General features: G+C 72.3%; 17 protein-coding genes. 7 read left to right on the top strand and 10 right to left on the bottom strand.

Going from position 1 to position 14,149, the window contains the following annotated elements; genetic code table 11:
• Nucleotides 1–66: 66 nt before the first annotated feature.
• Nucleotides 67–462: a superoxide dismutase, Ni gene (sodN, locus tag ACIQ6Y_RS25550; RefSeq protein ID WP_404042301.1), complete on the top strand. Its 396-nt coding sequence runs from the start codon at nt 67–69 to the stop codon at nt 460–462.
• A 105-nt stretch (nt 463–567) separates the two neighbouring features.
• Here the strand turns inward: sodN and ACIQ6Y_RS25555 are convergent, their stop codons facing one another.
• Nucleotides 568–1,452 (bottom strand): NmrA family NAD(P)-binding protein, encoded by an 885-nt coding sequence (locus ACIQ6Y_RS25555; protein ID WP_404042302.1) that lies wholly within the window; start codon nt 1,450–1,452, stop codon nt 568–570.
• Between the two features lie 106 nt (nt 1,453–1,558).
• On the opposite strand from ACIQ6Y_RS25555, the gene ACIQ6Y_RS25560 reads away from it, so the two are divergent.
• The 4 genes from ACIQ6Y_RS25560 to ACIQ6Y_RS25575 are packed head-to-tail and all read left to right on the top strand — an operon-like array spanning nt 1,559 to nt 3,613.
• On the top strand, nt 1,559–1,999 hold the full coding sequence (locus tag ACIQ6Y_RS25560; protein ID WP_404042303.1) for a winged helix-turn-helix transcriptional regulator: 441 nt from the start codon (nt 1,559–1,561) through the stop codon (nt 1,997–1,999).
• Complete coding sequence (locus ACIQ6Y_RS25565; protein WP_404042304.1) at nt 1,996–2,397, top strand: helix-turn-helix transcriptional regulator; 402 nt, start codon at nt 1,996–1,998, stop codon at nt 2,395–2,397. Before ACIQ6Y_RS25560 ends, ACIQ6Y_RS25565 begins: the two co-directional genes overlap by 4 nt.
• An 18-nt stretch (nt 2,398–2,415) precedes the next feature.
• Nucleotides 2,416–2,832: a VOC family protein gene (locus tag ACIQ6Y_RS25570; RefSeq protein WP_404042305.1), complete on the top strand. Its 417-nt coding sequence runs from the start codon at nt 2,416–2,418 to the stop codon at nt 2,830–2,832.
• Nucleotides 2,833–2,875: 43 nt separating this feature from the next.
• Nucleotides 2,876–3,613: a VOC family protein gene (locus tag ACIQ6Y_RS25575; RefSeq protein WP_404042306.1), complete on the top strand. Its 738-nt coding sequence runs from the start codon at nt 2,876–2,878 to the stop codon at nt 3,611–3,613.
• Nucleotides 3,614–3,827: 214 nt separating this feature from the next.
• Here the strand turns inward: ACIQ6Y_RS25575 and ACIQ6Y_RS25580 are convergent, their stop codons facing one another.
• The 8 genes from ACIQ6Y_RS25580 to ACIQ6Y_RS25615 form a co-directional block, all read right to left on the bottom strand.
• Nucleotides 3,828–4,037 carry a hypothetical protein gene (locus tag ACIQ6Y_RS25580; protein WP_404042307.1) on the bottom strand — a complete coding sequence of 70 codons (210 nt, stop codon included), beginning with the start codon at nt 4,035–4,037 and terminating at the stop codon, nt 3,828–3,830.
• Complete coding sequence (locus ACIQ6Y_RS25585) at nt 4,034–4,378, bottom strand: DUF952 domain-containing protein (RefSeq protein WP_404042308.1); 345 nt, start codon at nt 4,376–4,378, stop codon at nt 4,034–4,036. Before ACIQ6Y_RS25585 ends, ACIQ6Y_RS25580 begins: the two co-directional genes overlap by 4 nt.
• Before the next feature lie 9 nt (nt 4,379–4,387).
• Entirely contained in the window at nt 4,388–5,596 is a 1,209-nt protein-coding gene (locus ACIQ6Y_RS25590) for an RNA polymerase sigma factor (protein ID WP_404042309.1), read from the bottom strand.
• 4 nt (nt 5,597–5,600) lie between these two features.
• Nucleotides 5,601–6,020, bottom strand: a complete 420-nt coding sequence (locus tag ACIQ6Y_RS25595) for a YciI family protein (protein ID WP_404042310.1) — start codon at nt 6,018–6,020, stop codon at nt 5,601–5,603.
• Between the two features lie 342 nt (nt 6,021–6,362).
• Nucleotides 6,363–6,947, bottom strand: coding sequence for a dihydrofolate reductase family protein (locus ACIQ6Y_RS25600; RefSeq protein WP_404042311.1), 585 nt, complete (start codon nt 6,945–6,947; stop codon nt 6,363–6,365).
• A gap of 123 nt (nt 6,948–7,070) precedes the next feature.
• Nucleotides 7,071–7,679: a GNAT family N-acetyltransferase gene (locus ACIQ6Y_RS25605; protein ID WP_404042312.1), complete on the bottom strand. Its 609-nt coding sequence runs from the start codon at nt 7,677–7,679 to the stop codon at nt 7,071–7,073.
• Between the two features lie 244 nt (nt 7,680–7,923).
• Nucleotides 7,924–8,949 (bottom strand): family 2 encapsulin nanocompartment cargo protein polyprenyl transferase, encoded by a 1,026-nt coding sequence (locus ACIQ6Y_RS25610; protein ID WP_404042635.1) that lies wholly within the window; start codon nt 8,947–8,949, stop codon nt 7,924–7,926.
• Between the two features lie 643 nt (nt 8,950–9,592).
• Complete coding sequence (locus ACIQ6Y_RS25615; protein ID WP_404042313.1) at nt 9,593–10,999, bottom strand: family 2B encapsulin nanocompartment shell protein; 1,407 nt, start codon at nt 10,997–10,999, stop codon at nt 9,593–9,595.
• 219 nt (nt 11,000–11,218) lie between these two features.
• On the opposite strand from ACIQ6Y_RS25615, the gene ACIQ6Y_RS25620 reads away from it, so the two are divergent.
• Nucleotides 11,219–12,130, top strand: coding sequence for a 1-aminocyclopropane-1-carboxylate deaminase/D-cysteine desulfhydrase (locus ACIQ6Y_RS25620; RefSeq protein ID WP_404042314.1), 912 nt, complete (start codon nt 11,219–11,221; stop codon nt 12,128–12,130).
• A 112-nt stretch (nt 12,131–12,242) separates the two neighbouring features.
• On the opposite strand, the gene ACIQ6Y_RS25625 is transcribed toward ACIQ6Y_RS25620, so the two are convergent.
• Nucleotides 12,243–13,469: an MFS transporter gene (locus tag ACIQ6Y_RS25625; RefSeq protein ID WP_404042315.1), complete on the bottom strand. Its 1,227-nt coding sequence runs from the start codon at nt 13,467–13,469 to the stop codon at nt 12,243–12,245.
• Between the two features lie 133 nt (nt 13,470–13,602).
• On the opposite strand from ACIQ6Y_RS25625, the gene ACIQ6Y_RS25630 reads away from it, so the two are divergent.
• Complete coding sequence (locus ACIQ6Y_RS25630; RefSeq protein WP_404042316.1) at nt 13,603–14,124, top strand: MarR family winged helix-turn-helix transcriptional regulator; 522 nt, start codon at nt 13,603–13,605, stop codon at nt 14,122–14,124.
• Nucleotides 14,125–14,149: the final 25 nt, after the last annotated feature.

The raw sequence follows: 14,149 nt of genomic DNA on the forward strand, positions 1-14,149 counted from the left end.
GCGAAAACCCGTGGCTCAGGGAGTAATGTCCCACCTGAGAAGACGATCACGAGGAAGGAACGCTCCATGCTTTCCCGCCTGTTTGCCCCCACGGTCAAGGTCAGCGCGCACTGCGACCTGCCCTGCGGCGTGTACGACCCGGCCCAGGCCAAAATCGAGGCGCTGTCGGTGAAGGCCGTGCAGGAGAAGATGGCCGCCAACGACGACCCGCACTTCCAGGCGCGTGCCACGGTCATCAAGGAGCAGCGTGCCGAGCTCGCCAAGCACCACGTCTCGGTGCTGTGGAGCGACTACTTCAAGCCCCCGCACTTCGAGAAGTACCCGGAGCTGCACCAGCTGGTCAACGACACCCTGAAGGCCCTCTCGGCCGCCAAGGCGTCGACCGACCCGAAGACCGGCGAGAAGGCTCTGGAGCTCATCGAGCAGATCGCCGTCATCTTCGCGGAGACGAAGAAGGGCTGACGAGGGCAACCCCCTCTGACCGGCGGTCGGTGCACCACCGCGGGTCCATCGCCTCGACTCAGGGGTCCGGCCGAACCATCGGCCGGACCCCTGAGTCGTTTGCGGTCAGTGTGCCCCGGCGCCCTCCACCGCGGCCACGACCAGCGGCCGGACCGGGCGCGGCGGGTTGTCCAGCAGCTCCGGCAGGTCGCTGCGGTCGGCCGTGAGCCAGCCGGCACGGTGGTTGGCGAAGAACGAGACGGTGTGGCCGATCTGGTAGGGGAGCTGGCCGCCTGCGGCCAGGACCTCACGGGCGGGGCCCAGGGGCGTCGGCTCGTAGCGCACCGGCCGGCCCAGAGCGTCCGTCAGCGCCGCGGCGATGTCGTCCCCGTGCAGGGTCTCCACGCCCTCCAGCTCGTACGTCCGGCCCGCGTGCCGGCCGGGCTCGGCGTGCGCCTCCAGCGCGACCTTCGCGGTGACGTCGGCGAGGTCCTCGCGGGCCACCACCGAGACCCGGCCGTCGCCGAAGGGCGCGCCGAAGACGCCGGTCACGGCCGGCGGAGCGGCGGCCGCGGCGAGCGCGAGGACGGCCGGGATCTCGGCGTACAGGCCGTTGCGCAGCACGGTGGTGGCGAAGGGGGCCTTGGCCAGGCGCTCCTCGGTCCAGCGGTGCGCGACGGACAGGGTGATCCGCTCGCCCGAGCCGGCCAGGCTGGTGTAGATCACATGACGTACGCCCGCCGCCGCGGCCGCGTCGACCACCGCCCCGTGCCGGTCCATCACCACGTCGTCCTCGGCGTACCCGGCCGAGACGAACACCAGGACGTCGACACCCGCGAAGCTCTCCGCGAGGGACGCCGGGTCGTCGAAGTCGACGCGGCGCTGCCCCGAACCGGGCGCCGGCGCGCGCGTGCCGGCGACCACCTCGGGGCCACCGGCCGCTTCGGCGGCCCTGAGCCGGTCCAGGACGAGGCCCGCGAGCGCTCCGGACGCGCCGGTCACGAGAATCATGGAAATGCCTCCGCATCGACGGTGGTTGGATCGAGTGATCATCGCGTTGGATGATCGCCACGACCAGCTTCGCCGGGATCGGCTCCGGGCGTAAGGAGGCACTTTCATGTCAGTGGGGCACACACCGGTAACCACCCCCGAGGCCGCGCACGGCCCCTGCGGGGACGACGACTGCGGCATCCGGGAGGTGCTGGACCGCATCGGCGACAAGTGGTCGGTGCTGGTCGTCGTCGAACTCGCCAAGGGCGTTCGGCGGTTCCGCGAGCTCCAGCGCGCGATCCCCGGCATCTCCCAGCGCATGCTGACCGTGACGACCCGGCGGCTGTGCCGGGACGGCCTGGTGGAGCGCACGGTGTACCCGACGATCCCGCCGCAGACCGAGTACGCCCTGACCGCGACGGGCCGCAGTCTCGCCGGGATGATCGAGGGCCTCGCCGACTGGTCCCGCGCGCACACCCCGGCCATCACCGAGGCCCGCGCCCGCTGGGACGCCGAGCACGCCGAGGAGACCTCGGGCGCGCCGGACCGTGCCATGCTGAGGGCGTGAACAGGGACGACCTGGTCCGGCTGCGGAAGGCGCGGGACCGCATGGACCGCGAGTACGCCGAGCCGCTGGACGTGGCGGCGCTCGCGGCGACCGCGCTGATGTCGCCCGGCCACTTCCAGCGCAGCTTCCGCGAGGCGTACGGCGAGACACCGTACGGCTATCTGATGACGCGCCGGGTCGAGCGGGCCAAGGCGCTGCTGCGGCGCGGCGACCTGAGCGTGACCGAGGTGTGCATGGCGGTGGGCTGCACCTCGCTCGGCTCGTTCAGCGCCCGCTTCACACAGCTCGTGGGCGAGACGCCGAGCGCGTACCGGGCGCGCTCGCACGAGGACAGTGCGGTGATCCCGCCGTGCGTCGCACGCAAGTACACGCGGCCGCGTCGTGCGCCCCAGCGCTGAGCGTCCTAGCGTGAGGGCATGGACCTCAAACTCAGGCAGTGCTTCATCGCCGTCGACGACCACGACAAGGCGCTGATCTTCTACCGTGACGTCCTCGGCCTGGAGGTCAGGAACGACGTCGGCTTCGAGGGCATGCGCTGGGTGACGCTGAGCTCGCCGCTCCAGCCGGACGTGGAGATCGTCCTGGAGCCGCCGGCCGCGGACCCGGACGCCTCCCCGGCCGACAAGGAGGCGATGGCCGTGCTGCTGGCCAAGGGGCTGCTGCGCGGGGTCAACTTCACCACCGCCGACTGCGACGCCCTGTTCGACCGGGTGCGCGAGGCGGGCGCCGATGTGATCCAGGAGCCGATGGACCAGCCGTACGGGGTGCGCGACTGCGCGTTCCGCGACCCGGCCGGGAACATGCTGCGCTTCCTGCAGCGGCCCGCGCACTGAAATTCCGGCGGCCGCACAGGACTTCGCGCCTACGATCACCGGCATGAGCATCCGCTGGACGTACGCCTTCGCCGACCGGCCCGCCGCGCGCTTCGAGGAGGCGTGCGCGTTCTGGACCGCGGTGACGGACACCCGGTTGTCCGAACTCCGCGGCGACCTGGGCGAGTTCACCACACTGCTGCCGGACGGCGCCGACCCGTGCGTGAAGGTGCAGGGGGTCGCATCGGGCGAGGGCGGCGCGCATCCGGACTTCGCCGTCGACGACGTCGACACCTTCACCGAACAGGCGCTGGGGCTGGGCGCGGACCTGGCCGCCGGGCACGAGGGGTGGGCCGTACTGCGCTCCCCGGCCGGGCAGTTGTTCTGCGCGGTGCCCTGGCAGGGTGAGGCGGTCCGGCCGCCCGTGGTGCACGGCAGCCGGCTGGACCAGCTCGCCCTGGACGTCCCGCCCTCCGCCTACGACGCCGAAGTCGCCTTCTGGACCGGCCTGCTGGCCGGCTGGCAGTCGCTGCCCGGCTCCCGGCCGGAGTTCCATGTGCTCATGCCGCCGCCCGGGCTGCCCGTACGGCTGCTGCTGCAACGCCTGGGCACCGAGCGGCCCGCCTCCGCGCACCTCGACCTCGCCTGCGCGGACATCGAGGCGACCCGCGCGGAACACGAGAAGCTGGGCGCCGAGCTCGTGGCCCGCGGCGGCCACTGGACGGTGATGCGCGACCCGGCGGGCGGCACGTACTGCCTGACCGGCCGGGACCCGGAGACGGGCGCGCTGCCGGGGCGCTAGGGCCTGTCTTCCGGATCAGGTCGGCTGCGAGGCGCTTCTGCCTCCTGGCCGGGTCGAGCGGGGTCTGGTGCGTGCAGCTGCAAGGCGGAGGAGGGAGTCGACGCGGAGCGTCGGCGAGTGACGACAACGCGGCTGGGGGTCCCCCCACGCCCTTAAGGCAGTGGGGGAGTGCGTGCCAGACCCCGCGACGCCGGCATGATCCGGAAGACAGGGCCTAGCCGATGGTGGCGTAGGCGCACACGACGAGGTCGGCGTCCTGCGTCGGGCAGGTGTAGTCGCTGGGCACCGGCACGGGGGTGCGGGACTCCTCCCAGCGGGCCCGCGGCGGCGGCTGCGCCGAGTCCTGGAGCCACAGGGTCAGCCCGCCCCCGACGGCGACCAGGACCGCCCAGCACAGGACCGCCCGCCGCCATAACCGGCTCACGCCCAGACCTCCACGTCGACCACGGCGTCCACCGGGACGGGCCCGTACACGTGCGGGAACTCCTCGGCGCCGGGCTCGGGTGCCTCGTACTTCAGCGGCGATGCGAGCCGCGCCGGGTCGATCACCAGGACGACCAGCTCGTCGGGGCCGTCGTAGGAGCCGTAGAGGAAGGCGGCGACGCGCGGGAGCTGCTCGCGGGTCGAGCAGTGGATGAAGCCCTCCTCCTGGAGGGTGCGGCCGCGGGTCGACATCTCGTAGGCGCCGCGCTCGCGGGCCGCGTCCCACAGGGAGCGCTCGGTGATGTGCAGGATCAACGGCTGGTTGGACGGCTGTTCGGGCATGGGCCCACGCTAGCCGCTCAGCCGTGCCGCCCGCTGCCGCAGATAGCGCTGCTCGGGCAGGCTGAGGGTCTTCGCGGCCGCCGACTCGTAGGCGGCGCGCGCGGCCCGGTGCTCGCCCGCCCGCTCCAGCAGATGCGCGCGTACGGCGTCCAGCCGGTGGCCCAGTTCGCCGTCGAGGGCGTCCAGCGCGGCGAGCCCCGCGCGCGGGCCGTGGACCATGGCGAGGGCCACGGCCCGGTTCAGACGCTCGACGGGGCCGGGGACCAGACCGACGAGCACGTCGTACAGGCCCAGGATCTCGCGCCAGTCGGTCGCTTCGGGGGTCGGGGCCTCGTCGTGGACGGCGGCGATGGCGGCGCGCAGCGCGTACGGTCCGGCCGGTCCTGCCGTGAGCGCCCGGGTCACCAGGGCGACGCCCTCCTCGATCGCGGCCCTGTCCCAGCGGCCGCGGTCCTGCTCGTCGAGCGGGATCAGCTCGCCGTGCGGACCGCTGCGGGCCTCGTGGCGGGCGTCGGTGAGCAGCATCAGGGCCAGCAGCCCGGCCGCCTCGCCGTCGCCGGGGAGCAGCCGGTGCAGGGCGCGGGCCAGCCTGACGGCCTCGCGGGCCAGGTCACGCCGCTGGAGGCTGCTGCCGGAGGTGGCGGTGTAGCCCTCGTTGAAGATCAGGTAGAGGGTGTGCAGGACGTCCGGGAGGCGCTCCTCCCAGTGGTCCGGGCGGCCGAAGCGCACCCCGCGCAGCTTCTTCTTGGCCCGGCTGATCCGCTGCGCCATGGTCGCCTCGGGGACGAGACAGGCGCGGGCGATCTCGGCGGTGGTCAGACCGCCGACCGCGCGCAGGGTGAGGGCGATCCGGGCGGAGGGCGGCAGGTCGGGGTGGCAGCACAGGAAGAACAGGGTGAGGGTGTCGTCCTCGCGCGGTGCCCCGTCGTCGGCGGGCGGCGCGTCGCGCGAGGTGAGCCGGACGGCCCGGCGCTCCCGCTCGCGCCGCGCCTCGTCGCTGCGCAGGGCGTCGGTGAGCCGCCGCGAGGCGACCCTGATCAGCCAGCCTCTCGGATTGTCGGGCACCCCCTGCTCGGGCCACTGCCGGGCCGCCGCGAGCAGGGCCTCCTGCACGGCGTCCTCGGCGGCGTCGAAGTGACCGTGGCGGCGGACGAGCGCGCCGAGGACCTGCGGCACGTGGCTGCGCAGCAGGTCCTCGATCGCGTACGGCTCGGACACGGGGTCAGCAGACGTCGTCCCCGGCGCCTTCCATGATCTGCCGGATCACCACCGGATAGACCGGGGCACCCGCGGGCTGGGGGCAGCGGATGACACGCTCGGCGATCTCGGTGACCCGCTCCAGGCTCGCGCAGTCCAGCACCCAGTAGCCGGCCAGCAGCTCCTTGGTCTCGCCGTACGGCCCGTCCGTGACGACCGCCTTGCCGTCCTCGCCCAGCGTGACGTGCCGGGTGCCGGCGGGCTCGCCGAGGCCCTGCCCGTCGACCAGCTCGCCGGTCTCGGCGAGGTCGTCGTTGATGGCGCTCATGTACGCGTACATGGCCTTGACCTCGTCCTCGGTCCAGGCCGGCGACTGCGCGGAGCCGTTGCCCCGCATCGCCTCGTAGTCCGCCTGGCTGCCCTGCACCATGACCAGGTACTTCATCGTCGGCTCCTTCGGCCGGGCCGCCCCCGGTGGGCGGCTCTCACAGGGGACGTCGGAGCCGGCCGGGAATTCTCGACAGCGGGGTTCAGGAATTCTCCGGAGCCGGCTGTCCGGTCCGCGGCTCGTCCTCCCGTGCGGGGGCGTGGCCGTGTCCGTGCGGACGCTCGGCGCCCTCCGTGTCGTACGCCTCGCACTCCGGGTTTCGGCAGGGGCCTGGCTCCCACTTGGGAACCCATGCGCCCAGCGTCTTGTGACGCCGGACGACCGTTTCGACGGGCTGTCCGCAGACGGGACAGACGGGCTCTTCGCTGTCCATGCCTTCAGGGTAGGGCGGGCGGGGGCTCAGCGCTTCCTGCTGTACGTCCGCACCAGCGCGCCGTTGCCGAAGGTGCGCACCGAGTCCAGGGTGAAGTACGTGAGGGACACGCCGGCGGCGAACATCGGCATGCCGCTGCCGTAGACGAGCGGGTACGTCTTGATGACGAGCTCGTCGATCTCGTCGAGCAGTTCACCGGCGACCGTGGCCCCGCCGCACAGGTAGATGTCGAACTCGCTGTCCTCCGCCTTGAGTTCACGGACCTTGGCGACGAGGTCCCCGGAGATGATCTCGACGTTCGGGTCGGGGGACTCGGTCAGGCTGTGCGAGGCGACGTACTCACGCAGGTGGGCGTAGGGGCTGGTGACGCCCTCCTTCAGGCCCACCTCGTAGCTGCCGCGGCCCTGGATCACCGTGTCGAACCGCTCCAGCGGCCGGTCGGCGAGCCCCATGGCCGCGCGGGCGGGGGCGGGGAGGGTGTCGGGGCACTCGGTGGCGAGGTAGCCGATGAACTCCTCGTCGAGGAGGGCCATCATCGCCGATGCGTCGCCGGACGGGTCTCCGATGAAGCCGTCGAGGGAGCAGGCGATGAAGTACGTGAGCTTGCGCAAGCGGGTCTCTTTCCGTGGGTTGCCGCACGATGCGTTTCTTGACCGCGTTTCTTGACCGCGTTTCTTGACCGCGTTTCTTGACCGCTCCAGTTGTAGTACTTCAGTCGGAGTGGTTCAAGGGGTTTACGCGCGGTTTCCTCGCGGCTCGCGCCACATGGGCCACATCGACGGACCGCCGGGCAGCTCCAGCGGGGCGCCGAGCACCTCGAACCCGAGCCGCTCGTACAGCGCCCGGCTGCGGGCGTTGCTGGCCTCCAGATAGGCGGGCAGTCCGTCGCGGTCGCAGCGCTCCAGGACGTGCTCGACGAGCGCGGTCCCCAGTCCGCGCCCCTGCTGGGCCGGGTCCACGCCGATCATCCACAGGTAGGCGTGGGCTCGGTCCGAAGGATGGATCCCGGCGGTCAGCCGCCCGATGAGTTCGACGCGCTCGTTCTCCGGATCGACGGCCTCCCGCATCTGCGCGAACCCGTCCTCGTCGCCCTCTTCCTGATGCTCCTGCGCCGGTACGGACAACCACAGCGCGCAGGCCGCGCCGTCCTCGGTGAGGTCGACCCACCCGTCCGCGAGCACGATGTCCGTGAAGGCCGCCATCAGCCGGTGATGCGTCGCCCGCCGGTACGCCTCCCCGGGAAACACCCAGCCGCTCACGGGGTCGTCCATGAACGCCCGGTCCAACAACGCCACGACCGCCTCCCGGTCGCCCTCCCCTGCCACCCGTATGCCCACACCCATGCCGCACGCCTCTCAACGGACCATGATCGTATGGGGGTTGAGCCTAGCGGGGGGTGTGGTGGGGTGGGAGGGGCCGAGGGGGGAGGTCCCGGGGTGGTCGGAGAGGCCGGGGGGAGGTGCCCGGGGTGGTCGGAGAGGCCGAGGGCGTCGAAGGGGCCGGCCGGGGCCCCGGCGCCCGCGCGGGGTCAGGACCGCGCCGGGGCCGGAGCCGCGGAGGCCGCCGGGCCTCTGAAGCGCCTCTCCCCTAGCTCGTGCGGCGGGTGACGAACTCCGCCAGGGAGAGGAGGCCGCCCGCCGTCTCGGGGTCGGGGACGGCGCGGGCCAGTTCGGACATGGCCCGGGACATGCGGTCGGCGGCCTGGGCCTGGGCCCAGTCGCGCCCGCCGGCCCGCTCCACGGCGAGGGCGGTGCGCTCCAGATCCTCCTGCGCGTACGGGACTTCGTACAGCCCGGCCAGCTCGGTCGCGGCCGCCGTACCCGAGGTCAGCGCGGCGACGACCGGCAGCGACTTCTTGCGCGCCGCGAGATCCGCTCCGGCCGGCTTGCCGGTGTGCCCCGGGTCGCCCCAGATGCCGATGACGTCGTCGATGAGCTGGAAGGCGAGGCCCGCCTCCCGGCCGAACGCATCCAGCGCCTCGACGTCCTCCTGCGCGGCCCCCGCGTACAGCGCGCCCAGCGCGCACGCGCAGCCCAGCAGGGCCCCCGTCTTGGCCTCCGCCATGGCGAGCACCTCGTCGAGGCCGACCTCGGCGGGCGCGCGCCGCTCCAACGCCGTGTCCACCTGCTGGCCCTCGCACAGCTCGACGACACACGCCGTGAGCCGGGCGATGGCCCTCGCGGACGCCGGGTGCGGGTCCTCCGCGAGGAGGCGCAGCGCCAGGGCCTGCATGGCGTCGCCCGCGAGGATCGCGTCGGCGTGGCCGAACACCGCCCAGGCGGTGGGCCGGTGCCGCCGGGTGGTGTCGCGGTCCATCACGTCGTCGTGCAGCAGCGTGAAGTTGTGGACGAGCTCCACGGCCGCCGCCGCCCGCACGGCCGCGGCCCGCGCCGCGGGCCCGCCGAGCGCCGCGGCAGCCGTCAGCACCAGCGCCGGCCGGATCGCCTTGCCGGAGTTGCCCGCGGCCGGCGTACCGTCCGCGCGCTCCCAGCCGAAGTGGTAGAGCGCGACCCGCCGCATCCCGCTCGGCAACGAGTCGAGGGCGGCCCGCAGAACCGGATCGACCGACTCCCGGACACCCTCCAGAATGGCCACGGCCTCATGCGCGTCGATGGCCCCGGAGGGGGCGGAGTCGTCGCCGCCGGCACGGCTGCCACTGCCGGAACGGCCGACGTCAACACCGCCACCGCTGCCGACACGGCCAACGTCAGCACCGCCACCAGTGCAGGCACGGTCGATGTCGGCACCGCTGCCACTGCGGGACTCGCCGCTGTCGGCATCGCCACCACTGCCGGCACCGCCGCTGTCCGCAGCATCACGCGCGGACGGAATCGACCGGCCACCACCCGCACCACTGCCATCCACACCAGCACCGGCGCCCGCCCGGACCTCCGGCGACCCCGGCGCACCGCCGGTACCGCCACCGTCCAGGCCGTTGCAGTCACCGTCGCCGTCGGCCTCGGCATCACGCTCGCGCTCGCCCGCGCCCTCGCCGTCGCGCTCGAGCTCGCCCTCGTCGAGCGGAGCCGTTCGCCCGTCGCCGTTCGCCGTCTGGCTCCCGATGGGCCCCCGTCCCTCCCCGCCGCGCCGGGCGCCGCCGGGGCGCTGTCTGGTGTCCGTCATGAACTCGGCCATACGACCCCCCTGTCGAAGCCCCGGAACGCCGGTGCCTGCGCTCCGCCGGGGCGGGTGCGTGACGACGGGTGCGCCCGCCCCGACGAGGGGCGGACGCACGGCGCCGGACGGACGGCAAGGGTCACTGCCAGCGGCCGATCTCGACGTTCTCCAGCACGCCGAGCGCGTCGGGCACCAGGACCGCGGCGGAGTAGTAGGCCGTCACCAGGTACTTGATGATCGCCTGTTCGTTGATGCCCATGAACCGCACCGACAGGCTCGGCTCGATCTCGTCCGGGATGCCGGACTGGCGCAGGCCGATCACGCCCTGGTCCTGCTCGCCGGTACGCATGGCGATGATCGAGGTGGTGCGGGCCTCGGTGACGGGGATCTTGTTGCAGGGGTAGATCGGCACACCGCGCCAGGTGGGGATGCGGTTGCCGCCGATGTCGATCGTCTCCGGCACCAGGCCCCGCCTGTTGAGCTCACGCCCGAACGCGGCGATCGCGCGCGGGTGGGCGAGGAACAGCTTGGTCCCGCGCCGCCTGCTGAGCAGCTCGTCCATGTCGTCGGGGCTGGGCACACCGGCGTGCGGCTGGAGCCGCTGGTCGTACTCGCAGTTGTGCAGCAGGCCGAAGTCGCGGTTGTTGACCAGCTCGTGCTCCTGGCGCTCCTTCAACGCCTCGACGGTGAGCCGCAACTGCTGCTCGGTCTGGTTCATCGGCTGGTTGTAGAGGTCGGCCACGCGCGAGTGGATGCGCAGCACGGTCTGGGCGATGCTCAGCTCGTACTCGCGCGGCTTGGCCTCGTAGTCGACGAAGGTGTGCGGGATGTCCGGCTCTCCGGAGTGGCCCGAGGCGAGTTCGACGACCTTCTCGCCGTACTTGTTGGTGCGCTGCGTCGGAACCGAGCGCAGCTCCTGGAGGTGCTCGCGCAGGGAGTCCGAACGCTCGGCGATCTGCTCGACGTCCTGGCGGGACAGGATCAGCACGGTGCACGCGGTGACCGCGCGGACGGTGTTCTCCCAGATGGCGTCCGCGTCCAGCAGCGCGGTGTCGCCGAAGTAGGCGCCGTCGGCGAGGACACCGAGCACCGCGTCGTCGCCGTAGGGGCCCTCGCCGACCCTCTCGGCCCGGCCGTGCGCCAGCAGGTAGACCTCGTCGGTCGGGCTGCCGAAGGAGGCGATGACCTCACCCGCCGCGTACTCGCGCTGCCTGCAGCGCTGAGCCAGCTCTCCGAGGACCTCGTCGTCCTCGTAGGACCGCAGGGCCGGCAGCTCGCACAGTTCGGCCGGGATGACCTCGACCCGGTCGCCGGTCTTCACGAAGGTGACACGCCCGTCCCCGACGGCGTAGGTGAGCCGCCTGTTGACGCGATACGTGCCGCCCTGCACCTCCACCCAGGGAAGGTTGCGCAGCAGCCAGCGGGAGCTGATCTCCTGCATCTGCGGTACGGACTTGGTGGTGGTGGCCAGGTTCCGCGCAGCCGCGGTGCCGAGACTCTGCTGCGGCTTGTCCTGCTCCGTGCGGACCTCTTCGCCTACCGACATAAGGAACTGCCCTCCCGGTCTTGCCCGACAGCGATCTGCGTGGGCACCGATATCTCGGGCAAGCCTTCCATTACTGAGCGTATCCGTGCCATTACACGAAAGAGCGGGAATGGATCACTGTCAGTCTGGGCACATACAGGGATCGCGTTTTCACGCGGCCGCCGGGCGAGTGGCCCACACGCGCCGGTCCGAGCCGGTCGGATGTTCGACAATGGGTGAGTGACCAGCCTCGACTCCGCTCTTCGGCCCCGCCTGCCCTCGCCGCTGCGGGAAATGGCCGACGACCGGTTCGAGCGTCACGGCGTACGGCTGCTGCTCAAGCGCGACGACCTGATCCACCCGGAGCTGATCGGCAACAAGTGGCGCAAACTCGCACCCAACCTGGAGGCGGCGGCCGGCCGCCCGCTCGTCACCTTCGGCGGCGCCTACTCCAACCACCTGCGCGCCACCGCCGCGGCGGGCCGCCTCCTCGGCGTGCCCACGGTCGGCGTGGTCCGCGGTCAGGAACTGGCCGACCGCCCTCTCAACCCCTCGCTCGCCCGGTGCGCGGCCGACGGCATGCGGCTGCACTTCGTCGACAGGTCGACGTATCGCCACAAGGCCGAACCCGAGACGCTGGCGGCGATCCTGCGCGCGGTCCGCGCCGAGGAGGCGTACGTCGTCCCGGAGGGCGGCAGCAACGCCGAGGCCGTGCGCGGCTGTACGGCCCTCGGCGCAGAGCTGCGCGGCGTGGCGGATGTCGTGGCCATCGCCTGCGGCACCGGAGGCACCCTGGCGGGCCTGGCCGCCGGACTGGGCGCGGGGCAGCGGGCGTTGGGCGTCCCGGTGCTCAAAGGCGGCTTCCTGGCCGCCGACATACGCCGGCTCCAGGAGGCCGCCTTCGGGGGCCCGCAGGGCACCTGGTCACTGGACGAGCGCTTCCACTTCGGCGGATACGCCCGCACGACACCCGAGCTGGACGCCTTCGCCGACGACTTCGAGCAGCGCCACGGCCTGCCCGTCGAGCGCCTCTACGTCGCCAAGATGCTCTACGCCCTTGTCGCGTTGACGGAGGAGGGCGCGTTCCCCCGCGGGACAAGCCTCGCGGCGACGGTGACGGGCAGCCCCTTTCCCGCGCCACCGGCCGGCTGAGCCGCACGCGCGAGGGTTCCGGTCCGCTGCCGTGGGTGGCGGCGGGCCGGAACCCTGTCCGCGTTCGCGACGGGGGAATGCGTGAACGCGGAGTCTTTCGGCCGAGCCCGGGTCAGACGGACTGCGGCGCACCTGAGCGCGGGAAGGCCGCGCGGTAGAAGAAGGCACCGAGGACGCCCACGACCGCGCACACGACCGGGATGGACTCGAAGGAGATCTGGGTGATCAGCACGCTGCCGATGGCGGCGCCGATCGACGTGCCCAGGTACATGAAGAAGCCGTCCCAGGCGAACATCGAGCCGATGTGATGCTGCGGAAAGGTGTGCACCAGCCGGGACTGGTGGGCCGGCAGGCACGGGTAGGCGACCAGCGCGAACAGGCAGAGTACGGCGATCAGCACCCACTTGGGCCCGGTCAGCGTGAGGTCGATCAGCACCAGGGCGGCGGAGAGCAGCAGCAGGCTGAGTACGGCGATGCGCTGCTGGCCGAAGCGGTCGGCGAGGGCGCCGCCGCCGAAGCTGCCGACGACCGCGCCGACGCCGAAGACGGCGAGGGTGGTGGCGATCATGCCGGTGGAGAAGTGCGCGTCCTCCTCCAGGGCCGTTCCCAGGTAGGTGTAGAAGCAGTAGACGGCGAAGGACCAGAACCCGGTGACGCCCACCGCGCGCAGCTTGGTGCTCAGGGGCAGCTTGTCACCGGCCGAGCCGGCGGCCTGGCCGGCCGGGGAGGCCGCGGAGCGCCAGGTGATCCGGTTGGCGGCGATGAGGACGGCGGAGGCGACGGCGATCGCCAGGAAAGGCGCTTTCCAGCCCCAGCGTTCGGCCATGAACGTGCCGAGCGGCGCGCCGGTGGTGAGGGCGATGAGGAACCCGGCGATCACGGTGGACATCCATACGCCGCGCCGCTCCGCGGGGGCGACCTGTCCGACGAGGCTGAGGATGGTCGGGGTGACGGCGGCGGCGCAGAAGCCGGCCAGGATGCGGACGACCAGCAGCATCCAGAACCAGGGCGACATCGCCGTCAGCAGGTTGCCGAGGGCGAAGCCGGCGAGGCCCAGCACCAGCACGGTCCGCGGCCCGACCCGGTAGGTCAGCGCGCCGGCGGTGGGCGCGCCGATGATGTAGGCCACGGAGAAGGCCGTGACGGAGTTGCCGGCCATGCCCGCGGAGATGTCGTACTCCTTGCCGATGTCCGGCAGCAGCGGCGAGGCGATGAACAGGTCGGTTCCCAGGACCAGCAGGGTGACGAAGGCCACGACGAGCCCCAGTCGCGCCCCGGCGGCGACGCTGGGCGGGGCCTCGGCTAAGGCCTGGCGTCGGGTGACGTTGGTGCTGCTCATGAACGGTCTCCAAGTCGGAGGGTGACAGGGGGACGGAGGCATGCGCTCACTCGATGCCACGCTAGCAAACTACTTCCTGGAAAACTACTTTCCAGCGGGATAACTCTCCGGAGGCCGGTGCTACGCTGGGCGCATGGATGGCCACGACACCGTCGATCAGCTGCTCGATCAGTGGGCGTCCGGTGAGTACGAGCTGCCGTTGCAGGCTCTGGCCGTCTCCAAGCGCGTCGCGCGGATCGCGCAGCACCTCGCGCGCCTCGACGCCGCCGCACTGGCTCCGCTGGAGCTGGACCCCGGCGAGTTCGACGTGCTCGCGACACTGCTGCGCAGCGGACCGCCGTACGAGCTGACCCCCACGGCGCTCAAGCAGCAACTGATGATCTCCTCGGGCGGCCTGACGAAGCGTCTGACCCGGCTGGAGCAGCGCGGTTTCGTCACCCGCTATCTGGACCCGGACGACCGCCGCTCCCTGCTCGTCGCCCTCTCCCCCACCGGTCGTTCCCTCGCGGAGTCGGCGGTGATGGCCCACTCCGACACGACCGCCGACCTGGTCCACCGGCTCGCCCCCGAGGAGCAGGAACAACTCGTCGCGCTGCTGCGCAAGTTGCTCATCACGATCGAGCAGCCCGCGCCCACCGGGGCCACGCAGGTCTGACCCGGACCGCGCAGCACAGCGGCGC

This window comes from Streptomyces sp. NPDC096205 (assembly GCF_044763135.1).
Taxonomy (GTDB): Bacteria; Actinomycetota; Actinomycetes; order Streptomycetales; family Streptomycetaceae; genus Streptomyces.